We start from the raw sequence: 24,641 nt of genomic DNA on the forward strand, positions 1-24,641 counted from the left end.
ACATGCTGCACCGCTCCCCCGGTTCAGGATAACGAGGAGTGGAATAGGCATGCCCCTGGCTGCCCACGGATCATGGCCCCTCCAAGTCACCCAGTTGGAAGAGCTCTCCGGGCAGTGGACTGGAACCTTTAAGCTTTATCCCTCGGGATAAAGCACCTATTCCCGGTATATAAATGGAAAATCTATAGGAAAATTAATAACCCCTGCTAGTCCGGGTGCAGGGGTGAAGACGCCGTCTTTAACTCTTTCACCTCCCCATGGACCGTAGGTACAAACGGTGAAATAGAACGGGCAGGTTTCCTGGCTCATGGATCATCGCTTTAACCACGCCTTCCCAACCGGACACCGGCCAATGCAGGTGCCCGACCAGTGGCATTGTGTGGCCAGCTCCCCATTCACAGTGGCGGCACCGCGTCAGATTTGCACTGACTTCCCTCTATCCCTTGAAAAAGGGAGCACCCGTTCAATTATTCAATTGCCTAAATTATAACACAACAGGCATATGCTGTCCAGAAGGATGCTGGAAAAATGAAATGGCCCTGCCTTTCGAGGCAGGACCGCTTATTTTCCCGGCAATTACATGGGAGGCATTCCGCCGCCCATGCCGGTGTCTTTCTCTTTCTCCGGCTTCTCCGCCACCAGGGTTTCGGTGGTCAGGATCATGGCGGCAATGGAGGCAGCGTTCTGCAGGGCGGAACGGGTTACCTTGGCCGGGTCCACAATACCGGCTTCGATCATGTTCACATACTCGCCGGTCAGAGCGTTGAAGCCCATGCCATCGGGAAGGGCCTTGACCTTCTCCACCACCACGGAACCTTCCGCACCGGCATTGTTGGCAATCTGCCGCAGCGGTTCTTCCAGAGCCCGGCGCACAATGTCCACCCCGGTCTTCTCGTCCAGGCTGCTGGTTTCAATGTTGTCCAGAGCCTTAATAGCCGCCACGTAAGCCACACCACCGCCGGAAACAATACCTTCTTCCACGGCAGCCCGGGTGGCGTTCAGGGCGTCCTCAATGCGCAGCTTCTTCTCTTTCATTTCAGTTTCCGTAGCCGCACCAACCTGGATGACCGCTACGCCGCCCGACAGCTTGGCCAGACGCTCCTGCAGTTTCTCCCGGTCAAAGTCGGAGGTTGTTTCTTCAATTTGCTTCTTAATGGAGGCAATGCGGGCTTTGATCTTGTCCTCGGAGCCGGCACCGCCGACAATAATGGTTTCTTCCTTCTTCACCCGGACCTTGGAAGCCCGGCCCAGCATGTCGATAGTAGCCTTGTCCAGCTTGAGGCCCAGCTCCTCACTGATTACGGTACCGCCGGTGAGGATGGCGATATCCTCCAGCATGGCCTTGCGCCGGTCACCGAAACCGGGAGCTTTGACGGCCACACAGGACAGGGTACCGCGCAGCTTGTTCAGCACCAGAGTGGCCAGGGCCTCACCTTCCACATCCTCGGCGATGATCAGCAGCGGCTTGCCCGCCTGCACGATCCTTTCCAGGATGGGCAGCAAATCAGCCACGGCGCTGATCTTCCGGTCAGTAATGAGGATGTAGGGATCGTTGAGGATAGCTTCCATTTTCTCGGTATCGGTAACCATGTATGGGGATATGTAACCCCGGTCGAAATTCATCCCTTCCACCACTTCCAGGGTGGTGCCGATACCCTTGGATTCCTCGACGGTAATTACTCCGTCCTTGCCCACCTTTTCCATGGCTTCAGAGATCAATTCGCCGATGGACGGATCGTTGGCCGATATAGAAGCTACCTGAGCGATGGCTGCTTTGCTTTCCACAGGTTTAGCGGCAGCCTTGATGGCTTCCACGGCTTTTTCCACCGCTTTTTCAATGCCCCGCTTGATAATCATCGGGTTGGCTCCGGCAGCCACGTTCTTCAAACCTTCCCGGACAATGGCCTGGGCCAGCACGGTAGCGGTGGTGGTACCATCGCCGGCCACGTCGTTGGTCTTGGTGGCCACTTCTTTAACCAGCTGGGCACCCATATTTTCAAAGGGATCGGTTAATTCAATTTCCCGGGCGATGGTCACACCGTCATTGGTAATCATGGGAGAACCAAACTTTTTCTCCAGCACCACGTTACGGCCTTTTGGTCCCAGGGTAACCCGTACCGCTTCGGCCAGGGCATTAACGCCCCTCTCCAGGGCACGGCGTGCATCTTCCCGGAAAATAATCTCTTTACCAGCCAATTTCCTCGACCTCCTCAGATATCAGATATTTAATTACGTCTCCTTCCACCAGCAAAAACCTACTTTTCAATAACCCCAAGGATGTCAGCTTCCCGCATGATCAGGTATTCTTCGTCATCTATCTTGACCTCATTACCGGCATATTTGGAGAACAGGACCCTGTCCCCCACCTTGAGGTCAACAGGTACACGGGTGCCATTATCCAGCAGGCGACCGGGACCTACCGCAACTACTTCCCCTTCCTGGGGCTTCTCCTTGGCGGTTTCAGGCAGCACAATGCCCCCCTTGGTCTTTTCCTCGCTGGGCAGCGGCTTGACAACCACCCGTTCACCCAATGGCCTGATTTTCACCTAAAACCCCTCCTTAAATAGAGTTTGTTTTCTTTATTGTTAGCACTCATTTAAACTGAGTGCTAATACCCAAGTACTATAATATAAAGGGGGAATGATTAAAAGCAACTTTTCTCCATGGACCTAATCCCCCTTGTAAACCTTTTAAAGGAAATTATCCGACTTTATCTCTCATTTTCTCCCTCCGACAAGCTATTATCGCGAATTCCTGTCCAAACATTTCTTGACCTTTCTAGAAACATTTTCCCCATAAGAAAAATGGTTTATACATGCAAAATTAATTAAGTATACCAGCTCGTTTTTAAGGAAGCTGTGTACCGGCCGCAGGTTTTTACCGCGACAACCCCTTAATCCGCCCCGCACTCACCGCCCCTGCCGGTAAGTATTTCCAGACCATGGGAAAGTGCCGGCAGAATTACTTCCAGGCATTCCCTCACCGCCCGGGCGCTGCCCGGCAGGTTGATGATGAGCGTTTGGTGCCTGATGCCCGCTGCAGCCCGGCTGAGCATGGCCCGGGGTGTTTTCTTGAGACTTTCCAGCCGCATTACCTCGGGAATACCCGGCACCTCCCGCTGAATAACCGCCCGGGTTGCCTCGGGGGTGTTGTCCCGCGGGGCAAAGCCCGTGCCGCCAGTGGTCAGGATGAGGTCCAGCTTCTCCTGGTCGACCATTTTAATAAGCGTTTCTTTCAGGACATCCAGATCATCGGGCACAATATAGTAAGATACCACTTCCCCCCCGATACCGGCTATCATCTCGCGTATCACCCCGGAACTTCTATCCTCCCTTTCACCCCGGGAACCTTTATCGCTGGCTGTTAGGATACCAACCCGCCACATGGACTTCACCTCCAGTATAGTCAGAACAAGATAATCACGTCTTTTTCAGTTGAAGCATTAAACCGGTTAAAGATAAAATAGTGGTAATGAGCTGCAGGAGGTTAAACCAATGGCCATATCCGAAACCACTACCGTTACCGTTAAAAAAGTCATCGGCGGCCGTGTGACAACCGTTGAAGATGAAGTGGCCCGGGAAGTTCCGGTCACCATCTTTTTAAACGACGAAGAACTGGTTACCCTGGTCTGTTCCCCCGGCCACCTGGAAGAACTGGCAGTAGGCTTTCTGTGCTCCGAAGGCATCCTTCAAGAGCGCGCGGACTTGAAAGAAGTTTTCATCCGCCCTGAAGAAGGCCTGATCTGGGTGGAAACTACCCGGCCCGTCCCCGCCCGCAGGCAATTTTTAAAGCGCTACATTACCACCTGCTGCGGGCGGGGACGTTCCACCTTTTATTTTGTCAACGATGCCCGGGGCATATCACCGGTAACCTCGTCCCTGGCCGTCAGGGGCAGTACAATCCTCGAATTCAGCCGGGAGCTGGGAAAAATGGCCGCCCTGTTTCAAACCACCGGCGGCACCCACAGCGCGGCCCTTTATTCCGCAAACCAGCGCCTTCTGCTTTACGAGGACATCGGCCGTCACAACGCCGTGGATAAAATCTTCGGCCGCGCTTTCCTGGATGGAATGGCTTTAAAGGATAAACTCCTGGTCTTCAGCGGCCGCGTTTCCTCGGAAATCCTGATCAAAGTGGCCCGCATGGGCATCCCTGTAATTGTGGCCCGGGGGGCGCCTACCGGCCTGGCCCTGGAAATGGCCCGGGAAACCGGCGTTACCGTTGTGGGATTTGCCAGGGAAGGCAGAATGAATATTTACACCTGCCCGGAACGAATTCTTTTCCCTTAAAAGCAACCCAGTTCACAGGCTTTGATTTTGATTCCCAGGGCATCGCAGGCCGCGCCCACGACCCTTACCGGCACGTTCAGCTCCCCGGCCAGCCTGCGGGCTTCAGTACAGGTCAGCCGGCCGTCAACTGCAGCCTGCCTGACGGCTTCCAGAACCCGCGGCTCAACAGTTAAACTTTGTTTTTCTTTCAACTTTTATCCCTCCCTTGCTACCTTCTAAAAGGACATTAAAAACCAGGCCTTCTTACGGCCTGGTCTTAATATATCATATATTACCCCTGGGCGGGAACAATGGCTCCCAGCTTGCACCGGGCCAGGCATTCACCGCAACGGATACACAGGGCCTGGTCAATGGAATGGGGCTCCTTTTTGTTGCCCGAAATGGCACCCGTTTCGCAGGCTTTGGTGCACATCTGGCAGCCCTTACATTTTGCCGGATCCACCTTCAGGGCGGGAATCTCGACCCCGGCAGCCGCGGCCACCTCTTTCACTTTGGCTCCCGGTGGTATGACAAGCTGCACACCGTTTAAAGTAATAACCACTTCTTTTTGTTGCTTTCTGGCTTCGGCCATCCTCCCCATCTCCCATGCAAAAGATTATTCTCAACTTTAAAATACTTTCTACAGGGGACGGCCGATCCCTCCCGCAGCACACAAAACTTATGAACATTATTTCTTCTGCCGGGCCAGTTCTTCCTCCCGCAGGTAACGGCGCAGCACCTTACCCACAATGGTTTTGGGCAGGCTGTCCCTGAATTCCACCTGCCGCGGCACCTTGTAGGCCGCCAGTTTGCTGCGGCAGTACTGGATCAATTCTTCTTCCGTTGCCGTCTGTCCCTGCTTTAACACCACAAAAGCTTTCACCGTTTCCCCCCGGTAGGGGTCGGGTATCCCGGCTACCACGGCTTCCTGAACCTTGGGATGCTCAAATAAAACTTCTTCGACCTCGCGCGGGTAGATATTGAAGCCACCAGCCACAATCATATCCTTCTTGCGGTCCACAATGTAGAAATAACCCTCCTCATCCATCCTGGCTATGTCCCCGGTATAAACCCAGCCGTCCCGCAGGGTACCGGCCGTCTCCTCCGGCATATTCCAGTAACCCTTCATCACCTGGGGACCTTTAATGCAAAGTTCACCCGCTTCTCCGGGGGGCAATTCCCGCTCACCCGTTTCCACATCCACGATCTTGCACAGGGTATCGGGCAGGGGGAGGCCAATGCTGCCCACCTTGCGTTTTCCCCGCAGGGGGTTGCAATGGGTCACCGGGGAGGTCTCCGAAAGCCCGTAGCCCTCCACCAGGTAGCCGCCGGTCAGTTCTTCAAACTTTTCCGCCACCTCCACGGGCAGGGGTGCCGAACCGCTGATGCAGTACTTGATGGAGCGCACGTCATAATCTTTAATCCTGGGGTGATTGTTAAAGGCCACGTACATGGTGGGAACGCCGGGGAAAAGGGTGGGCCGGTAAGTGTTTATACATTCAAGAACCTGGTTAATTTCAAACCGGGGCAGGATGATCTGGGTGGCCGCAATGACCACCGCAAAGTTCATGGCCACAGTCATACCGTAAACGTGGAAAAAGGGAAGTACAGAAAGCACCCGCTCCTGACCGTACTGGCAGCCGGTAAACCAGGCCACCACCTGCAGGGCGTTGGCCACCACATTGCGGTGGGTGAGCATGGCTCCTTTGGGTATGCCGGTGGTACCGCCGGTGTACTGAAGCACGGCCAGATCTTCCAGGGGGTCGATCTTTACCTCCGGGGGGCTGGGCGGGGCACCGGCCAGCATCTTTTCCGCCTGCAGGACATCCGGTTCGGCCGGATACTGGGACTGGCCCAGGCTGAACAATATTACGTGCTTTAAGGGAGTCACCCCACGAATTGCCTTAATACGGGGATAGAGGGCATCGTAAGCAATAATTACTTCCGCCCCCGAATCCACCAGGAGGTGCTCCAGTTCCCGCTCGGTATACATGGGATTTACCTGCACCACCACCGCCCCGATTTTCTGAATGGCCATGTAACCGATTACGTACTGCGGGCAATTGGGCGACATAAGAGCCACCCGATCGCCCTTTTTAACGCCCAGATCCGCCAGGGCAGCGGCGAACCGGTGCACCATGCCCGCCAGGGTGCGGTAGTTGATCTCCACACCGGAGAAAATAATGGCCGTCCGGTCGGGCCAATCAGCTGCCGCCTGTTCCAGCAATTCAGGCATAGTTTTATCCGGATACTCCAGGGTTGGGGGCACGCCTTCCTCATAGAAGGACAGCCAGGGTAGTGTAACTTGCTGAGCCATGGAAATCCTCCCTCCTGACTTTAATAAATGATTATTCATTCAGCAAAATAGATGAAAAACCTTCTTTATATTTAAATATTTTTGACTTATATAAACAGTCCTCCCCTCTTTGGAATTAATTTATTTGGAATTAATTTATTTGGAATTAATTTAATAGAATTCCACTGTTACATTATTTCACATTTCCTGCAAGATGCGTATCAAATCCCGGATGGTATACTGCTTGTGAATCTCCCCCGGGACAAGCCCGGAGGCTTCATCCCGGAGGTTTCTCATGTCATCGGAATGCTACCTGCTAAAGCGCAGGTCTTACGCTTTCCTCGTGAGCTACATCCCGGCACTTGCCGGGAAGGCCCGGTCCATGAGCGTCTACTACTCATCGTAGATACATCATGCCGTGACGCTTGAGCTTGTATGCGCACCTGAACCTGGGGTGGTGCGGCCGCCGGGGGGCCTGGTTGGTCTGCCTGGGCTTTGCGGCGGTTCTTTCTACACTGATCGGCGTTACTTATCTTTTGCCCGTCTGCATAGCTACTAATCCTTTCGCGTTTACCGGAAGGTCCTATCCCGGGCGGACGCCATCAAAGAAGATGCTGTTGGAACCCGGGCCTGGTCGAACATTTCGATTGTGTGCCTGGCTTTCCCTTGACAAGGCCGTTTAAGGTAGATACGATGTAAATATAATCATTCATAATATGGAAAGGGAAAAATGAGCCCGACGATCTTAAGAGAAAAAGGTTATCGTTTCTTTTTCTTCTCACGTGAGGAGACGCGAATGCATGTCCACGTTGTATGTTCCGACGGAGAAGCAAAGTTTTGGCTTCTCCCGGAGATTGAGCTGGCGAAAAACCATAATTTAACACGGGCTCAGTTGAAGGAAATCGAAAGCATAATTGAGGTGTATTATGATGAGTTCAAAAGCGCTTGGGAAAAGCACTTCGGCAGTTGAAATTACTCATATTTCAAAGAATGGAGTTTGGCTTCTGGCCTATGACAAAGAGCTGTTCATGGCTTACAAAGATTTCCCATGGTTTAAGGATGCTCCTGTTGGGAAAATCCTTAACGTCAAAGAGCTTCATCGGGGGCATTTCTATTGGCCGGATTTAGACGTGGATCTTACCGTTGAGATCATAGAACACCCGGAACGGTTTCCTTTAAAGGCAAAATACACATAAGACGGATGGTGGCGCAGGCAAGTAAAAACAAATCCGGCCGCCACCGGATGGCGGAAGCCGGGGAAGACGGAAGGAAGATCATGCCCCGCATCGAGGGCTAAAAAATTTTTCCGACAATAAAAATACAGCAGGAAATTCTGGAGGGCAAGGTGAAATAGTTTAATTAAAAAATAGCGTTAGCGTTCTCCGAGCCCGATTACCTGTGGCCAGGGCTATGGTTTTCGGGCCGGCAGGGTATACCGGGAAACTGGTGTGCCTCCCAGTGCGGAAAGGAGAACACTGCCAGGCTTTTAAGAGGGTAGGCTGTGTTCTGTTTCCCGCAGAACACAGTTTTTTTCTGCGGACGTATGACCACCCGGCCGCCCGGAAAACGGCTGTGCTTCTGCCTTTTCGCCAGAGCACAGCCTTTTGTTTTGGAACAGGCCTTGAAGTCCCTGCCGGCCGCGAATCCAATTATGTATGGCCTGTCCTTAAGGCAGTCAGGAGGTGAGAGAGGCGATCTTTGAAACTTGTACAACTATAGTTTCGTGAAACACATATCCCAGGTGCTTTGAAACAATCTAATACCTGAAGAGGTGAACGACAATGTTCAAGCGAATTCTTACCCCTGTATTAACCCTTCTCCTTGCGCTCGTGCTTATTGCGGGCTGCTCTTCCAATAGCGCACAGGAAGAAGCAAAACAGGGACAGCCGGCCCGGGAAAAACCGCAAAAACAGGACGTAATTCTGGCCACCACCACCAGCACCCAGGACAGCGGCCTTCTGGATGTACTTATTCCCGAATTTGAAAAGAAAACCGGTTATAAGGTGAAAACCATTGCCGTGGGTACGGGCCAGGCCCTGGAAATGGGTAAAAAAGGTGAAGCGGACGTGCTGCTGGTGCACGCCCCCAAAGCGGAAAAGGAACTGGTGGACAGCGGCGTGGGCATCAACTACCGGCTGGTAATGCACAACGACTTTATCGTGGTCGGTCCGGAAAACGACCCGGCCGGAGTCAAGTCGGCCCAAAACACTGTGGAAGCCTTTAAAAAAATCGCCCAAACCCGGAGCACCTTTGTTTCCCGCGGGGATGAATCGGGCACCCACAAGAAAGAAAAAGACATCTGGAAAGAAGCCGGCATTACCCCCGGCGGCAAATGGTACCAGGAAGCCGGCACGGGCATGGGCAATACTCTGAACATTGCTTCGGAAAAGGGAGGCTATACCCTCAGTGACCGGGCCACCTACCTGGCCAACCAGAAGCACCTGAAGTTGAAAATTTTATACGAGGGAGATAAAACCCTGCTCAATATCTACCACGTCATGCAGGTGAACCCGGAAAAATTCAGCAAGGTTAATGCCGAAGGCGCCAAAGCCTTTGTGGACTTCATGGTTTCACCTGAAACCCAGCAAATTATCGGTAAGTTCGGGGTGGATAAGTACGGCCAGCCGCTGTTCTTCCCCGACGCCGGGAAAAAGGAAGAAGAACTGGGGAAGTAGAACAGAGATTAAACCGGCCGCCTGCCCTCAACCTTTCAGCCACAAAAGCTGGACGGGCCCTTTAATCTTTGCGTTAATCAAAGCAAATCTTAGAAATGAGGATCATCCGGTGAACGACACCATCTTAGAAGTGCACGATTTACAGTTCAAACGGGGAAACCGGGAAATATTAAATATCGAACGTTTCAGCCTTCAGGAGGGGGAAACCATCGCCCTGATCGGGCCGAATGGAGCCGGCAAAAGCACATTTTTACAGGTAATGGCCCTTTTATTGAAACCAACCCGTGGAACCGTGGCCTTCCGGGGCGTACCCGTTACCTCCCGCAATGCCCTGGCCATTCGCCGGCGCATGGCCGTGGTATTCCAGGAACCGCTCTTGTTAAACACGACAGTCTATGATAATGTGGCCACAGGATTGAAGCTGCGGGGCGTTCCCCGGGAGGAAATTAAAAAAAGGGTTGGCCGCTGGCTGGAACTGCTGGACATTGCCCACCTGGCCGGGCGCCGCTCCCACCAGCTTTCAGGGGGAGAAGCCCAGAGGGTCAGCCTGGCCAGGGCCTTTGCCCTGGAACCGGACGTTTTGTTCCTGGACGAACCCTTTTCCGCCCTGGATTTCCCCACCCGCCTGTCCCTGCTCAATGAACTGGACAGGCTTTTAAAAGAAACGGGGATAACCGCTGTTTTCGTCACCCACGATTTCTCGGAGGTCCCCTATCTCACCGACCGGGTGGCCGTGCTCAAAAACGGCCGCCTGGTCAAAACAGGCACCTTCGAGGAAATATTTAAAGTAAAACCCCGGCGGGAAAACTACATTACTTCCCTTTACCGGGTCTTTGAAAGCGACGCAGCGGGGTAAAGCAAAACACAAGCCGGCCCGGACCATTCACCGGCAACTTTGCCCCCGGGCGGCGGCCAAACACATTAAACAGTTGTTAAACAGACATACGTCTAAGAAATTCTCTTAACTGCCCGAAGGCATCACTGGACAAAGAGAAGTATCCTGCCAGGGCCGCTTCACCCAAACGTTTCCCAACCTCGGGACGGGAAGCTAAAAAAACCTGCAGCATTGCTTTCGAAATCTGCCGTGGTAAAGAAAGGCTCATATTCTGCAGGCATTCAAAATATTGTTTTACGCAAAGCAAAGCAGGCTCATCTTGAACGGCAGCCAGGCATACATCTTCCAGCATCCCAGGCCTGTTATCTCCAGGCAAAACGACGGTTATAACAGAAGGATTACTTCCGGCGGAAACCAGGGGGGCAGGGGGAACGGGCAGACCTGCGGACCCTAAAGCACTGCAAATACTTTGAAAAGCCGCCCGGGCGTCTTCATCCGCATCCCTGACAATCCCCAGGGAAATTACTTTCGTAAAACCGGGAGAGTTCACAAGCGCCTTTAAATTCCCGGGCAGCCGGGATTTTCCCCCGATAGGCAAAATCTGAATATCAGGCAGGTTTAATTCGTTTTTGCAGTTATCAATGAGCGCGGCAAAGAAAAGCTCTTCATCCTTACCCTCCACCACCAGCACATGGGATTTCTCTATCCTGACGCTCACTATCGCACCTCCAGGTCCGTCTCCATGGCCGCTTCCAGCGTTTCCTGGTCGTAGGCAATTACCCGGGTACTTTTTCCCAGGGTTTCCAGCCGGTACAGACAAAAATCATAGTGCCCGCTATCCCTAAACGCCCTGTGGGCAGCCCTAATACACTCAAGACTATGGGTGGTGGCAAAAATTTGGGTATTAAACGTCCGTGCTGCTTCCCCAATGACCCGCCACACTTTATATAAAACGGAGTGGTGAAGCCCGTTCTCGATTTCATCTACAAGCACCACACCTTTTCCAGTATTGGCAATCGCCAGTACCAGACTGGCCAAACGTACCATTCCTTCCCCCATAACCGGTAGGGGAATGAGACGGCCATGGCCGAGATCGCCGTAGATCATTGGTACCCCCCCGGCAACCACCACGCTCAGGCGGCGCAGCCGTGGCTCAACCGTTTTTAAGACTTTTAAAAGCACATCTTGCTTACCAGTGATCTCCAGTCTTCCAAAACGCTCGGCATCTTCAGCAGGAGAAATCCGGCCGCGTGCAGCCAGGAAGACAGCCGGGATGGGCGGCGGAGGCGGAGGAAAAGGCTGGACCTGAATTCCTTTCGGCCCCACAACCAGATAGTGCTTACCCTTTCGCTGTGCCTCATTGTATTCCAGCTCAAGCACAAGATCAGTGTCGGTGGACAGCAACGGTTCAGCAGGTTTCCCCTGATTTGAGTGTATAAATAAGCTAACTCCCGGATTTTCCAGGGGTTCACGGAGTATCCTCAACCTGAGGGTGCGGTAACCCGCAGTTTTGCTTTTCCCTGTTAGTTCTATTTCCTTTGCCGGATCAAAGCCGGCAAAAAGGGAATCCCATGGTGTTTCTGCGGTTCTTCCTGATTCTATCTTAAAAGACGGCTCGATACCTCGAAACGTACTGATGCGCAGGACCAGCTCGGGATTATATGCTCCACAGTGCAGGAATAGAGCCTCCAAAAGGGCTGTTTTGCCGACGTTATTCATCCCTGCAATCAGATTAACGGGAGCAAAATTTTCCATAACCAGTTCGTGGAAACAACGAAAGTTAGTAACCTTAAAGGAAAGGTACATCACAACATCCTCCCATAGTCTCGATTTCATAACTTTTGCCGTCCTGCGCCCCCGCCTTCCTGGTAGTACTGTTTTATACAGATATGCACCGTTCTTTATAGAAAAGATCCTCTTGTAAAATCTTTAAGTACTTTAAGTACTTTATGTAATAGAAGCACATCTTATTTCTGGCACGGCTTCTGTATACTCAGAATCCATAAGATGAAGTTGTTTTCTAATTGTCGCCCGCATCAGACGGGCCGGATTCAGGCAGTATGCCATGAACTCGTCAATCTTTATATCGTTTATCGAAAGAGCATGGGGAAATAACAATTTTAAAAATCCAGTGGCCAGCCTTTTTATCGCCTCGGTATCCCTGGTATCTGCCCCCTTTGGCACCTCAAGCAGTTCATCAACCATGGCACGGTAGCGAATTTCGCTCCGTAAAGCATGTAATATCTCTGAAAAATATTCTACATTTAGCCCCCATCCTTCCGCCTTCATATTTTCTCTCATCCGCGGAACATGCCAGCCTTTAATAAAGCCATGAAAACGGTCGATGAGGGCTGACTCGTGAAATATGGCCGGTAACTCCCGAAACATATTGGTATTTTCATTCATGTTATCTTCGCTGATATTGCCCAGCAAGACAAATCCAGCCTCACCCACTCCACGATAGTCCCCCACCCTATATTCGCCACTTTCTAAATATCCTTTAAGTGCCCCCCGTACTTCTTCTTCGTCAGGAAAGCTAATGCTCTGGATTTCATCCAGGGCAACATAGTCATAACGACTCACCAGACCGGTGCTGCGCCGGCTGAGGTCATAAAATAATCGCGCCCTGCTGATACTCCCCCCACTAACCAGCCACCCGTATTTACTGATCTGGGAAAAAAGATAAGACTTTCCTGTTCCCTTTGGAGCCAGTTCAATAATATTTACTCTTTTCTCTACAAAAGGCAACAAACGGCTAAGCATGGTCAATTTCTCTTCAATGCTTAAAAAACCAGCGGGGTTGTAGTCAACCGCCATTAAAAGTATATCAATCCATTCCTCAAGGTTAAATTCTTTCCTTGCTTCCTGGTAAAACTCCAGGTCTACCCGGTAGGGACGAAATGGTTTAAAATCAATTAAAAATACCCGGCCTTCTTCTTGCCGCCCGAGGATTTTTTCCATTCGCCACTCGAGCTCAACAATACCCCAGGTCTCTGAAGATGTGAACAAAGCCTCTTTTTTTTCGCGTAATACATGATCAGCAATCAGGGCTTCATATTTTCGCCCCGGAAAACCCAGATCGGGCAAACTGAAAAGACCTTCCCCAGTCCTAACATCCATTTCCACCCTTATTTTTGCTAAAAATCGAATCCTTCTTCCTTCTTTACTCATCTCTTTTTTCATTAATTCCCACTGCTCACGACGGGGAATATACTGTCTCACATATTCGTTAACTTCTTCAATGTTAATCCTCCCCTCGCCATCTGCAAAACGCATTACCAGCCAGTCACGCAGGTAAGAAGGGATACCTAACGCAGAAAAAAATTTATTTCGCTGGGGGTTTTTATAAACGAGCATTTCCGAAAAGATACTTTTTAACTTCGCGATATTTTCATTGATCGCCCTGCCCATCGGAATTGCACCTCACAATCCCAGGTCTTCTTCCATAAGTCCCCTGGCCACCTCAAATTCTATTTCGCCCAAAAAACCCCTTTCATATTCCAGTCTACCCCGATACTTTCCTGCTTTGAGATTTTTTATCTCGATTACCCACTTTCCGCCCTCCGGGACGCCAGAATAAACCTGCCCAGCAACTTGCAGGGTAACCTCCTCGACCGGAGCGGTTAATTCCACCTCCAGACACCCTTCTCCCCTGATATTCAGTTTAACCACGGAGGTAAAAATAGCGATTTTGGGACTGGCTACTGCTCCGTCTTTTCGGACCATCCAAAGCCGGATCACCGGCACCAGGCATTCTTCCAAAGTAGCGCCGCCGTGAACTTCCCCGCTGGACCAGGCTCCCCCTTCAAACTTTTCGTGTACAGCTAGAAAAATTCTTCTGCCATCATTAATCCAGTTGGTAGAATAAATGGCATACTCCTCAGAGCTTTCCCTTAACTCCGCATAGCGGCCCCATTTATGTATCTGCGCCCCTTGCGGCGGGGTAGACTTTCCTCCCGCAAAGGCAAACCGGGTAAGGCCGTGGTCGGAAGTAATAATTACTTCCCCTTTTTCTTTTAAGAGCTGAACCATTTTTTCAACATCCTCAGCGATCACCTTAATTTCTTCTACCAAAGAAGCAGGAAACTGATAGTTATATTTATGAGCCAGGTCATCCAGCCTCCGGTCCACTTCCTCTTCTTTATGCCAGCCTTTATTGTATTCACTGGTGGTGGGTAAATTTGTTCTCGCCACGACAACTTCCAATTTTATCTCCTCGTTGCGGCTGAGCAACCCTTTCCATAAGCCCAGCCACTCAAGGCCCATTCCATCAATCCAGAATTTAAAGATATTCTGGGAATATTTCTCCAGGATACTTTCCCTGGTCGGAAAAGTCCATATTTTCTTTTCTTCCGCCGCCTGTCGGGCCATGGTCAGCAGTTTCTCCCGGGGAGTGTCCAGGATCCTGGAATAAGTATATGACTGAAAATATTCTGACAGGAAATGATCTTCGTGAGAAAATGGTGTAAGATAATAAGCCAGTTCAGGGTATACTATTTCCAGGTAAGGCCACCAGATATTTCTCTCTCTATCTTTTTCCAGTAATTCCTTAACCGCCAGGATTACCTGGATCTTTTCCCGGTAAGTTAAACCGGTCAGGACCTGCAGCTTGTCTAAAGGATCCTTTAATTGCGCGAAAAGTTGCCAGAACGACGCAGGCATTTCTTTTATCCCCAGCCGTTTTAACAGTTCTTTTCGTTCTTCCAGCAAAACAAGATCCAGTTTTTCTTTGAAGGGCTGGTTGGCAACTGCCTCTTCCAGCTGGTTGACATCATTATTGTCTTTTAAAACCATGTGGAACAGGGTTCCTGCAGGTGCCCGCAGCTTGCTCCATATCCAGAATAGCCATTTCCGGTCCGGATCGAAAGTACCCCATCGCAAAGATAATTGATCCAAATCATAGCGATTAACATTTAATATCCTGGCCGCCAGCGCATTAAAATCCTCACCGTCTTTAATCTCCCCGGCCAGCCACTGCCACTGACGTTCTGTACCCCAGCCCGGCTCGCATTTTAAAAAATCCTGGGCCCGTTCCTTTAAAAAATCATATCCGCTCTGGTAAACCCGAACCTCAAAATTTCCTACCCTCCCGCTTAAACTTAAGTAAGGAGCACACCCGGTAACGAGGATAAGCTCACCCTGACCGCCTTTTTCCCAGGCTTCTAAATATGCTTTGATTCCCGTAACCATATTACAGGTGCTTCGTTTTAGCTTAAATGGGAGTACCGTTATCTTTACCTTACCGCCATTCGTAAAAGAAAGGACTTCTGGCAGCCTTTCCTGCCAGGATTGGGCAATCATATTCATTTCGTATCCGAAAATATCATCAAGTTCCATCAGGGGTATATACACCCTTTTATAGCCGACATCTTCCCAGGTTGCCAGCTCCCTTAAAACCGGCCTGAATTCACCGGTAAAACGCAGGCATTCTGCCAGAGGTAGAACTAAAATTTTAGTGGTTTTCATCCCCTTGAGTATGGGGATTATGCCCTCAACATAAGGAAAGGTATCATCATTCGTACACAAGGTAGAAAGGGTAAAAACCTCATCAACTTCCAATCTCAAACTTTTTAGGAGCTCCTGCCAGGCGTCCAACCCTCGAACAAGTATAAACCGAGCGGGGTAGCGGGTGGGCACTTTTGCTTCATTTTTTATAAAATCCAATAGGGAAGCAATCTCTTTAAACTCCCGCACAGCTAATACCTCCCCGGACCGGCAAAGGAAAGACGTGAAGAATGATCATCCTGCATATCCTCAATTCCGGTAACGATACCTTTTTCCCCGCGTAGCAAAAGATTCCCCACCAGAGGATTCTTTGCCAGTAACTTCAGCAAGTTCTTAACCTGTGTTTCCGGCATATTATCTATTTTATTTAGAACCTGCGGAAAGGCTTTCCTTTGATAATAATCGTTTAACCAATGATTTACCAGCTCATTTACTTTATTTAACCTTTCGTGCCAGTTGAAAACATCTTCCCCTAAGTGATCGTAGAGAAACTGTTTTAAATCTTCTACGTCTCCCTTTTCCTGAAAGAGCTCTTTATAATCTTTAGCTACAAAGGACAAAAACTTATCATTTATAAAACTTTCCTGGTCAAGCATTTTTATCTCTTCAGCGTGTTCTCGTAAGAAATCTAAAGCTTCTTGAAGCTCGTCCTGCGTTTTTGTTTCCGGATGATTTACCAGAGAAAACAATTTCGCGTACTCCGGTCCTTCCAGTACCCATCGAACAGGAACCTTCTGTTTCCTGCTCCAGGAGGACGGTGTTTCGCTTTGGGTTAGCGACATCCATTCTTCCTTTAATTTTTGTAGCAATTTACGCTTACCCAATGCGTCGATCTTGCTCTGCACAATCCTTTTGATTTCTTCTAGGTTGTTTTCACTACTTAGCTCCGGCAATTCTCTATAGATTTCTTGAGCTTCAGAGAAAGTTATGTCCTGCCCCAGATTATTTCTTATCCAGCGTTGCAAAGCTCCCGTTTGATTTTTAAGTGCCTGTCGAATTTCATGTTTTGCTGCTTTTAATTGCTCGGCCAGTGCAATTTTCTTACCAAAACCCCTTCCCCGGGTGGAAATTAATTCATCAAGATCGCTAAAAATCCTTTTTATGGAAATGTCATCTACTTCAGCCAAAATTTTCAAAGGAAGCTTTCCTGCTTTTAGCCATGAATCGTTAAAATAATTAATTGCCTTTTCAAAATCCTGGTTTTCGGCTGCACACAGTTGATTGAGGGCTTCGAGAAGTTCCAATTCCGCATACAACTCCGGCAGGCGGCTGGAAACCTGACTTTCTTGCCAGAGCCAGCTTTCTTCATTTAAAGTCAATCTTAACCTTCTCATAAAAGATGGCAAATCGATTTTCAGACGTTCCAGCATTTCCAGCAGGCCAGGCTGCTTTTCGGCGAAGAAATTTTTCATCCCGGCGGCAAAATTCTCCCTGGAAACCAATTCTTTCAACCTTGCCTTCATTTTAATAAGAGAATTAACGAGATCCTTCAACTGGTTGCCGCCTAAATTCAGATTTTCGTTTTCTGAAACACTTAACATGGCTCCGAGTTTATAAATAACGTTATTTAAATCCTCAAGATCAGGGTCATTTTTCTTTAACACATATTGTAGAGCCCAGATCGGATAACCCATTGCCGTAAGGCTGTTGCGCAGTGCCTTTCTTGCTTCCTCCGGATATGCTGTACTCTCGGTAGGTAAGCCAAAGATTTCCCGGATAAGTTCACAAAACCTTTCACCTTCCGGAGAAGATCGTCGGATCTCATATTCATCACAGCCCCTTCTACCTTTCATAACACCTTCAATCAGTTCTGCCAGCTTATTGGGATTTAGAGGAAAACAATTATTTCCATCCCAGTAGTAATACCCCTGCCCGTAATCTCTGAGCAGGCATCCCAGCAGGGTAATGGCTACCGGTGAAGGTACCAAACCATACGGAGGAGCCTGGAGGGTTTCCCAGATTTCCATTAATCTAACGTTTTCATCAGTCGCAAAAATCCGTTCAATTTCCTGCTTCATCCGGCTTAAGAAGTGTTCCGGTTTTTTAACAAAACCGTCTCCTTCCCAAAAGCCCTCTTTTTTCAATTCAAAAACCAGCGATTTATAGGGCTCGATAATATTTGTTTTAATCCCTAATCCAATCTCCGCACCAACCTTGCCATAACTTGTTGCATAAAGGGTATTGACCTGGGTTAATTGCTCGGGACCACAAGGAAAAACTTTTGTAGCTAATTGCTGAAAGTATTTTTTATAACCCGCTTGACCGATTATCTCAATTTCCTCTCCCCCAAAATACCCTTTATGTTTGAGAAGGGACACTTTTGTCAACCAATTCTCCACTATGTTTTTCATTTGCTGGGCATAATACTTTGCATTATCACGATCGTTTTCATCGCTACAGTATTTCTGGTGCGCCTTATAATCTATCCATTCCTCCCATTTTTTCTGGCTGAAAGGAGCCTGGAGCACCAGGTAGGCAGCGCGCTCAGATCTTCCGGATAACTGCGCCGCGAGGGATTCGGCTTCTTCCAGCTGCCCCTCATCCTGCACCACCACCAGCACATTGCCTATTTGATAGGGTTCCAGTGCCGGTTCAACCCGCTCCCTCCTGAATTTCAACTCCTTCAAAGAAACCACCGTTAATTTCTGCCGGCGGGACGCCGCCCCATCAAGGGCAAAGATCTTTACCAGTTGATTTCCAATTTCCCCAGTGGGCGTAATAATCTTTTCAAAAGGAAAGGCTGCCTTAAACTGTTTCCTTATATCTTCCAGTTTTCTTTCATCCACAGGCCGGGAAGGAATGGTGAATCTTTCTCCTGAAGCAGTGGAAAGGGAGCGAATAAAATCCCCTTTCTTCAAATTTTGAATGATGTCTTTCAACCTTTCTGCAACCGGTGTATCTGCAAATAGCAACTCCAGGCTTGCCCTGGTAGGTTGCAGCAAGAATATTTCCCCCGGCATCTGCCGCTCCAGAGCAAAAAGAAGCATCAAAACTTTAAATACTTTCCTTTCATTTTCTCCCCCGATAAAATCTAGACGTGAATGATAATATCCCATGATATCCCGGATCCGTTCGGTAAGTTCGGGATTATCATCCCGGAAAAAATAATCCCACAAAATATCGGCAGTCAACCAGAACCAGTTATTTTGGGGATAATTCTTTATAAACTGGATAAATGAATTATCCACATCTTCTTTTAAAAACCGAAACAGGGTTCTCTGGCTGGAACTAAACTGCCGGGAAATGGTGGCCAGCAAAAAGGCCGCAAAGGGATGCAGGGGAATGAGGCCCTTAAAGTCCTCCATGCGCGCTTCATCACCCAGGAGGCTTACGGTTGCCCTTTGCACCCGGCTCCATAAGCTTTCTTTCTTGATTTCCCATTGCTGTTGCGCATCCTTTTTCACTTCGATGGCGTTAGCCATTAGCTGATAGGCCGTTACCGGTTTCATCTCAAAATGAAAGTTATGAAAACGTTCCAGGAGCCTATTCTTTGTGTCTTCATCTATTCTCTGGAACGTTTGCGGTGATTTGTGTGTAATTAAAAAAAGGTAAAAAGGGGATTCCGCAGTTGCGTGGGCCAGTTCCTGCAAAGTCGAAGTGGCAATGTTATGGGTAAAGAAGTCAGTAAATTCGTCCCAGATGAAGAGGATACCCGCCAGAGAATTTTGCCGGATGATCTCCTTCAGCCAGTTCTTTATACTCTGCGGGTCATCCTGCACTATAAAGCCTTCATTTTCGAGAACCCGGGCGACCCTTTCCACCAGGTTCACCGTCTGTTCAACATCACCTGCTTTAAGCTTGTCCAATACGTCTTCTGCAGAGGAAAAATCGAGAAACTTTCCCCTGTATCGTTCAAAGGCTTTCGGCCAGTCAAAGGTACTCCGGGGATCGGCAAGCTTTCGGACAACAGCGTCGTAAAGGGTTTCCCCGGTAACATCGCCGTATCCCTTTTCCTTCAGTTTTTCTTTAATCCCCTGCTGAATTTCCACCAGCAGTTTTAAGGAAGAGGTGATATGGGCAGAACCGGAACGGTAGACGACCAGGTAACGCCCTCTTTCCCGCAGGGCTTTTAATCGTGGCCAGAGTTCGAGCAGTTTCTGGTGCTTGCGGAAATAATCCTCCACTTCTGCAAGGTCGTCTTCCAGCAGGTGCTTTAAAACAAAGGCTGCAAAAGTTTTCCCCGTCCCGTATGCTCCGTGCATCCACAAGGATAACTTATCTTTAGCGCTGCCGCGCTCCAAAGCCCGGATCATCCCATGTAAGATTTCCCGCAACCCCCCGTGGGGGATAAAAAACTTCCACGCGGCCGGCTGGTTGCGGTCCTGTTCCTCGGAAAAGACCGGAATAAAATCTTTCCTCACTTCCAAATAGTCAGCATAGAGCCACATGCCCACCACTCCTCGGGAATATATTTGGCAAGCAAGCGATCCCCGGTCACCTCAAACTATTTTTGCCCGTGGCAAAGTAGCTGGCCCAGCACATATTTCTGCGCACAGCCAAAAATGACCCAGGGCCAGAGGAGATTCTCCCTTATTTCCAAACTTTCTCTTTTCTCCTGCTCAAAAAGGCGGCAGGCAGCAAAACAAAGGGCTTCCACGGAAGGATATACGTGGCCCTTTCGCTGCACACGACGCGGTCGCAAAGGTAAAACCTCCCCCTGGTTGATTTCCCTGCCCAACGGCGTTCTTTCCAGGAGGCCTACCAGTTCCATGACGGCATTGTTGATTGTCCTTAAAGCCAAACGGGGAACATAAAAAAGTAATTGTTCTCTAATTTCTCCTGTTGTCCAGGTGCCCAGGCCGAGTTCCTGCACGTACCAGGCAGCGGTGGGAAAATTAAAGACCACGTTCACCCAGAGCAACTCCCAGGGCAGGATTTCCTCCAGGCCATACTCCCGGAAAAGCGCCGCCAGAAAAGGTTTCCTTTCCCCGTTTATCCTGCAAACCGGTGGTCCTCAGCCACACTTTGAAAGACTGTACCTGGCGGTTGCCTAATAACCCGCTGAGTTCCCACTCCTGCTGTTCTTGTAAATAGAGCTCCAGCCACTCCTTGCGTAAACCGAAATGCTGGTGTCTCGACCAACCTGTAACTTTCTCTTTACCCGCCAAGCTCCAGCACCTCGATTGATGAACGGCTCTGGTCCAGGTATATGTTATCCAGATCCCTAACCAGTTCCACAGAAAGCCATCTCTCCCAGCGGGAGGAAATGGCCCGCAGCATCCCGGCCAACCGGTCCCGGGACAACCCAAAAAGCGCATGGGGACCCTCCGGCGCCCCGTTCAGCAGTTCCGAAAGGGAGAAACCGTGCCGGCCAACCCTTTCTGCATAACGGTAAAGGGAGTACAAAACGGCCAGGGCGGGAACACTCTCCCAACCGCGCTTGGTGATGGTCGTTAGCTTTCCCTTAGTTTGTACAATCCCCAAACCCAGCTCACCACCCAGGGGGGTGTCTCTCAATAAACCGACTAGGGTAGTAATGGCGTTTTCGCGTGACCTTTTTGCTAGATTTTCGTCCAAAAACTCTACTAGTTCTTCTTTCAAATAACTGCTATCCCAGGGTACATTATGTAGATACCAGTCAACCAAAATAGAGTTCCTAGCCAGGTTGGTCCAGATCACGGCCCAGGTTAAAGGATTTTCCGTCCCCCATTCCCTCAATCTTTCCCCAAGTAATGTTATTCTGGTACCCGTCACTATTTCCGCTTCCCGCAGCCACACCCGCATGGCCTCAAACTGCCTGTTGCCCAGGCTGTTTTCATACCACCATTTTTCCGGGTCGCGAAAATACTCTTCCAGCCAGGCTTTCCTCATCCCAAACGTTTGGTACCTGTTCAGCCCCTTCAAACCCCTACCTCCCCTGCTTATGGCTAAAGACTTGGCCGCCAGACACCCCTTTTCTACAAAAGTAAGACAGGCCGCACAGTGAATACAATGGTCTTCAGCAATTTTTACCGTATCGTTTATCTGCAGGGCCCCCGTCGGGCATTCCACCTCACAACTGCGGCAGTGATTACAGTAAGCTGCTTTGTTGGCCGCAGCCCGCAAATGGCTCAAGAAAAAACGGTCTGCCCGGTCTATATTCCGCAGGCTGACTTCCACACCTTCATCATGTCTTTTAATCCGGAAGGGATAACCCACGGACCCGTTTTCAATCCTCCCCCGGCCATCCCCTTCCCTGACCAGAGATCCCAGAGTCTTCGCCCATTCCACCCACTCTTCCCGGGGCCGGCGGATGAAAAAGGTGACAGTTTTTTTTCCGCCGGTCTCCAGCACGCCGGTGCCCCCGGTATCCATATCGCGACCGCCGGCGCGTACTCTCCACTCCCTTTCTTTTATAAATTTTTCTATTTCATTCTCAGAAACGTTTTTTTGACGTGCATAATCCCGTAATATAGCCAAAAACTTATCAACTTCATTCCGAAAAACTAGCCAGGTTATTTGATTTGTCCACTTGGAGGATAAAGGGCATACCGCACACCCTACTCTAACCAGCCCGTACCGGTACGCCCGGTTAAAGAAAATGTTTCTCTTAAACAAATAAAGAAAAATCTCCCCGCTACTCCAGTTCAACAAAGGGCTGGCATTGATCTGGGTATTATGCTTGCTCCCTTCGGAAACCAGGGAATACTTCTGGCGCATCAAACTTTCTTCCCAGCGCACCCCGTCAAAAACCAGCGCCTTTACAGAAGGTTTACCCACCAGCTCTCTTAAACACAAAAGGGTGGGAACGGATTTATGAACCGTGCAGCACCAGCGGTGAACCCTGCTGGGCGGACCGAATTCCCGCCAGGTGGTTTGCGCATCTTTTTCCGCCCGTGCCGTGTAAAAATAAAGGTGTTTCCACCTTTGCCGGGCTTTTTCCAATGCATCGTAAGTCGCGCTTATTTCCATGGTGGTATCGCTAAAGATGACCACAAACTCACCGGGAGAAAGCGCCCTCTGCACCAGGTCAAGGAGTACCAGGGAATCCTTCCCGCCGCTAAAGGCCACGGCAGCGGCATCCACCTTCGGTCGATACTTTTTGTAAGTATCCCAAATAGATTCTATGGCCTGCTGGACCAACCCTTCCAGCAACAGGGAATTTTTCGCCAGCATGGTTTTAACTTTAACGGGCTGTAGATGAAGGTTTTTTTCATGAAATTCAATCTCCGGATTTTCAAAAAAACCCCCTCCCTTTGCCTCGGCGACCAGTTCACCCCGGTAGAAATAGCGCCGCCCCGGAGTGGCCCAGAGCAGGGGTTCCTCAACTTGCGCATAGGACCAGTGCCTGTTAAACCCCAGCAGATCCAGCTCTTCAAAAAAAACGGGGCGTATCTCCCCCCTGATCACTTCACTTTTTGATTCAGTTAGCAAAATGCCACCGGTTTCCTTATCCCAGAGGATGTCGTACATAATTCAAAACCCCATTTAGTTTAATGATTGTGTTATCTCTTTTTCCAGCTATTCGACAAATGGCACGTTTTTTCCTCTTCTAAGGAATGCCATATTATCCTGTCTATACAATAATTTTATAAATTATCCAGTATAAATCAATGAGATTCTAAGCTAAATTACTTAATGGTATTGCATGGTAGTGCATATGTTCGAATCAAAAACCAAAAAAACTGGTAGCAGAAAAAACAACCGGCAGCACCATTAATGCTTGATCTTCCCGGCTACCACTTGCTTAAATTATCTGATAATTAAATGTAGTTTCTCTCAAGCCGCCCCCACAGTTTTCTGGCCCTTGCCCGTGCCCTGGATATATGAACACGTACCAGGTTTACTGAAATTCCTTTCATCATGGCAATTTCTCGAGCATTTCTACCTTCCATAAGATAAAATAAAATTTCCCGGTCGTTTTTGGATAATGAAGGGTGATTCAGAAAATCCCGAACCTCAATGTTAACGTGATCTGCTTCATCCAATGAAGGAAAAACTACTTCTCTAAAATCATGTTGTTCTTCAACACATCTACTTTTACGCAAAATCAGTTCAGCCACCATTGGATCCTTTTGCATTTGCGTTGCCATTTTTCTTTTCCTCCTCCTCGCCGGGGTAGCCATCCGGTCTATCCCGGGGTATACTTTATAGATTTTAAGGCAAGCTTATTTTGAGGCGATTTTTTCCCATATCTCCCCAACGCTTGCCTTAAAATCCTTTCACCTATATAAATTGGCTAACCCTGCCAATAATTTCAGGCTAACAAAAAATTTTTTCATCACCACTCGCTACCTTTTCAGGTGTACTATCCGATTGACCAGAAAAGTCACTACATCCAGAGGGAGATATAACCCTGCTGAATATACGATATTCCCATCATCATTCCGGCCTCGCCATCAGGCGGGTGATGGCAGTGGCCAGGGCGGCGGCACCAAAACCGTTGTCGATATTAACCACGCCAATACCGGAAGCGCAGCTGTTCAACATGGTGAGCAGGGCGGCCAGGCCGTGAAAACTGGCCCCGTAGCCGATGCTGGTGGGTACGGCAATCACCGGCTGCTCCGCCAGCCCGGCCACCACGCTGGCCAGCGCTCCCTCCATCCCCGCCACCACGATGATCACGTGCGCCCACCGGATCAGGTCCAGCTTATCCAGCAGGCGGTGGATGCCGGCCACCCCCACATCGTAACAGCGGCGCACGTGGTTGCCCATTACTTCGGCAGTCACGGCCGCTTCCTCGGCCACCGGGAGATCGGCGGTTCCCGCCGACATCACCAGCACGTTACCTTTGGGCTGTGGGCGCTCCCCGCGGTACACCACAATGGTGCGCGCCAGCTCCGAGTAAACGGCGTCGGGGAAAACGGCCCGCACCGCTTCATACACCTCCCGGCCGGCCCGGGTGGCCAGGACCGTCCGGTTGTTCCCGCAAAGCCTGCGCACAATCTCCACCACCTGCCCGGTGGTCTTGCCCTGGCAGAAAACCACTTCCGGGAAGCCCTTGCGCAGGGCCCGGTGGTGATCCACCTTGGCAAACCCCAGGTCCTCGTAGGGCAGGGTTCTGAGCTTTTCTATGGCCGCATCCACTTCCAGGCGCCCCTGGCGCACATCTTCGAGCAGCAGGCGCAATTCTTCCCTGGTCATCA

The 24,641-nt window shown here is 49.9% G+C and carries 22 protein-coding genes and 2 riboswitches; of the genes, 6 read left to right on the top strand and 16 right to left on the bottom strand.

Features of this window, described 5'->3' with window-relative positions; translation table 11 throughout:
• Positions 1-273 precede the first annotated feature (273 nt).
• Positions 274-478: riboswitch (cobalamin riboswitch) on the bottom strand.
• 98 nt (positions 479-576) lie between these two features.
• From groL to BUB44_RS05210, 3 genes are all read right to left on the bottom strand, one after another.
• Positions 577-2,196, bottom strand: a complete 1,620-nt coding sequence (groL, locus tag BUB44_RS05200) for a chaperonin GroEL (protein WP_073163754.1) — start codon at positions 2,194-2,196, stop codon at positions 577-579.
• 59 nt (positions 2,197-2,255) lie between these two features.
• Positions 2,256-2,546: a co-chaperone GroES gene (groES, locus tag BUB44_RS05205; RefSeq protein WP_207545620.1), complete on the bottom strand. Its 291-nt coding sequence runs from the start codon at positions 2,544-2,546 to the stop codon at positions 2,256-2,258.
• Positions 2,547-2,893: 347 nt separating this feature from the next.
• Positions 2,894-3,385 (bottom strand): MogA/MoaB family molybdenum cofactor biosynthesis protein, encoded by a 492-nt coding sequence (locus tag BUB44_RS05210; RefSeq protein ID WP_073163757.1) that lies wholly within the window; start codon positions 3,383-3,385, stop codon positions 2,894-2,896.
• Between the two features lie 109 nt (positions 3,386-3,494).
• Between BUB44_RS05210 and fdhD the strand changes: the two genes are divergently transcribed.
• Positions 3,495-4,286, top strand: coding sequence for a formate dehydrogenase accessory sulfurtransferase FdhD (gene fdhD / locus BUB44_RS05215; RefSeq protein WP_073163760.1), 792 nt, complete (start codon positions 3,495-3,497; stop codon positions 4,284-4,286).
• Here the strand turns inward: fdhD and BUB44_RS05220 are convergent.
• From BUB44_RS05220 to BUB44_RS05230, 3 genes are all read right to left on the bottom strand, one after another.
• Positions 4,283-4,477, bottom strand: coding sequence for a hypothetical protein (locus BUB44_RS05220; RefSeq protein ID WP_027356598.1), 195 nt, complete (start codon positions 4,475-4,477; stop codon positions 4,283-4,285). The genes fdhD and BUB44_RS05220 overlap by 4 nt on opposite strands.
• Positions 4,478-4,557: 80 nt before the next feature.
• The gene (locus BUB44_RS05225; protein ID WP_073163763.1) at positions 4,558-4,857 is read right to left on the bottom strand and encodes a 4Fe-4S binding protein; all 300 of its coding nucleotides are present in this window, start codon (positions 4,855-4,857) and stop codon (positions 4,558-4,560) included.
• Positions 4,858-4,953: 96 nt separating this feature from the next.
• Positions 4,954-6,582 carry a long-chain-fatty-acid--CoA ligase gene (locus BUB44_RS05230; protein WP_073163765.1) on the bottom strand — a complete coding sequence of 543 codons (1,629 nt, stop codon included), beginning with the start codon at positions 6,580-6,582 and terminating at the stop codon, positions 4,954-4,956.
• Positions 6,583-7,357: 775 nt separating this feature from the next.
• On the opposite strand from BUB44_RS05230, the gene BUB44_RS16100 reads away from it, so the two are divergent.
• The 4 genes from BUB44_RS16100 to BUB44_RS05250 all read left to right on the top strand — a co-directional run bounded on the left by BUB44_RS16100 (position 7,358) and on the right by BUB44_RS05250 (position 10,092).
• On the top strand, positions 7,358-7,531 hold the full coding sequence (locus tag BUB44_RS16100) for a DUF4160 domain-containing protein (protein ID WP_423219780.1): 174 nt from the start codon (positions 7,358-7,360) through the stop codon (positions 7,529-7,531).
• Positions 7,491-7,757: a DUF2442 domain-containing protein gene (locus BUB44_RS05240; protein ID WP_013823950.1), complete on the top strand. Its 267-nt coding sequence runs from the start codon at positions 7,491-7,493 to the stop codon at positions 7,755-7,757. The genes BUB44_RS16100 and BUB44_RS05240 overlap by 41 nt, the downstream gene beginning before the upstream one ends.
• A gap of 172 nt (positions 7,758-7,929) precedes the next feature.
• A riboswitch (molybdenum cofactor riboswitch) is annotated at positions 7,930-8,048 on the top strand.
• A 294-nt stretch (positions 8,049-8,342) separates the two neighbouring features.
• The gene (locus BUB44_RS05245) at positions 8,343-9,236 is read left to right on the top strand and encodes an ABC transporter substrate-binding protein (protein WP_013823951.1); all 894 of its coding nucleotides are present in this window, start codon (positions 8,343-8,345) and stop codon (positions 9,234-9,236) included.
• A 109-nt stretch (positions 9,237-9,345) separates the two neighbouring features.
• Positions 9,346-10,092, top strand: a complete 747-nt coding sequence (locus BUB44_RS05250; RefSeq protein WP_073163771.1) for an ABC transporter ATP-binding protein — start codon at positions 9,346-9,348, stop codon at positions 10,090-10,092.
• 76 nt (positions 10,093-10,168) lie between these two features.
• Here the strand turns inward: BUB44_RS05250 and BUB44_RS05255 are convergent, their stop codons facing one another.
• The 5 genes from BUB44_RS05255 to BUB44_RS05275 all read right to left on the bottom strand — a co-directional run bounded on the left by BUB44_RS05255 (position 10,169) and on the right by BUB44_RS05275 (position 19,166).
• Positions 10,169-10,789 (bottom strand): DUF3226 domain-containing protein, encoded by a 621-nt coding sequence (locus BUB44_RS05255; RefSeq protein WP_073163774.1) that lies wholly within the window; start codon positions 10,787-10,789, stop codon positions 10,169-10,171.
• The gene (locus BUB44_RS05260; protein WP_073163777.1) at positions 10,789-11,877 is read right to left on the bottom strand and encodes an AAA family ATPase; all 1,089 of its coding nucleotides are present in this window, start codon (positions 11,875-11,877) and stop codon (positions 10,789-10,791) included. The genes BUB44_RS05255 and BUB44_RS05260 overlap by 1 nt, the downstream gene beginning before the upstream one ends.
• 141 nt (positions 11,878-12,018) lie before the next feature.
• Positions 12,019-13,482 carry a BREX system Lon protease-like protein BrxL gene (gene brxL, locus BUB44_RS05265; protein WP_073163781.1) on the bottom strand — a complete coding sequence of 488 codons (1,464 nt, stop codon included), beginning with the start codon at positions 13,480-13,482 and terminating at the stop codon, positions 12,019-12,021.
• A 12-nt stretch (positions 13,483-13,494) separates the two neighbouring features.
• On the bottom strand, positions 13,495-15,765 hold the full coding sequence (gene pglZ / locus BUB44_RS05270) for a BREX-4 system phosphatase PglZ (protein WP_073163784.1): 2,271 nt from the start codon (positions 15,763-15,765) through the stop codon (positions 13,495-13,497).
• Positions 15,766-15,767: 2 nt separating this feature from the next.
• Positions 15,768-19,166 (bottom strand): hypothetical protein, encoded by a 3,399-nt coding sequence (locus BUB44_RS05275; protein WP_131821581.1) that lies wholly within the window; start codon positions 19,164-19,166, stop codon positions 15,768-15,770.
• Positions 19,167-19,184: 18 nt separating this feature from the next.
• Here BUB44_RS05275 and BUB44_RS15215 point away from each other — a divergent pair, with 18 nt between their 5' ends.
• Positions 19,185-19,577 (top strand): hypothetical protein, encoded by a 393-nt coding sequence (locus BUB44_RS15215; protein ID WP_131821582.1) that lies wholly within the window; start codon positions 19,185-19,187, stop codon positions 19,575-19,577.
• Positions 19,578-20,020: 443 nt separating this feature from the next.
• Here BUB44_RS15215 and BUB44_RS05280 read toward each other — a convergent pair whose 3' ends face one another.
• From BUB44_RS05280 to larB, 5 genes are all read right to left on the bottom strand, one after another.
• Positions 20,021-20,428 carry a hypothetical protein gene (locus BUB44_RS05280; RefSeq protein WP_073163789.1) on the bottom strand — a complete coding sequence of 136 codons (408 nt, stop codon included), beginning with the start codon at positions 20,426-20,428 and terminating at the stop codon, positions 20,021-20,023.
• On the bottom strand, positions 20,412-20,684 hold the full coding sequence (locus BUB44_RS05285; RefSeq protein ID WP_073163792.1) for a hypothetical protein: 273 nt from the start codon (positions 20,682-20,684) through the stop codon (positions 20,412-20,414). The genes BUB44_RS05280 and BUB44_RS05285 overlap by 17 nt, the downstream gene beginning before the upstream one ends.
• Positions 20,674-22,968 (bottom strand): phosphoadenosine phosphosulfate reductase domain-containing protein, encoded by a 2,295-nt coding sequence (locus tag BUB44_RS05290; RefSeq protein WP_073163795.1) that lies wholly within the window; start codon positions 22,966-22,968, stop codon positions 20,674-20,676. Before BUB44_RS05290 ends, BUB44_RS05285 begins: the two co-directional genes overlap by 11 nt.
• A gap of 290 nt (positions 22,969-23,258) precedes the next feature.
• Positions 23,259-23,588, bottom strand: coding sequence for a helix-turn-helix transcriptional regulator (locus tag BUB44_RS05295; RefSeq protein WP_073163798.1), 330 nt, complete (start codon positions 23,586-23,588; stop codon positions 23,259-23,261).
• A 289-nt stretch (positions 23,589-23,877) separates the two neighbouring features.
• Positions 23,878-24,639: a nickel pincer cofactor biosynthesis protein LarB gene (gene larB / locus BUB44_RS05300; protein ID WP_073163801.1), complete on the bottom strand. Its 762-nt coding sequence runs from the start codon at positions 24,637-24,639 to the stop codon at positions 23,878-23,880.
• Positions 24,640-24,641 lie beyond the last annotated feature (2 nt).

It is taken from the genome of Desulfofundulus australicus DSM 11792 (assembly GCF_900129285.1).
GTDB lineage: Bacteria > Bacillota > Desulfotomaculia > Desulfotomaculales > Desulfovirgulaceae > Desulfofundulus > Desulfofundulus australicus.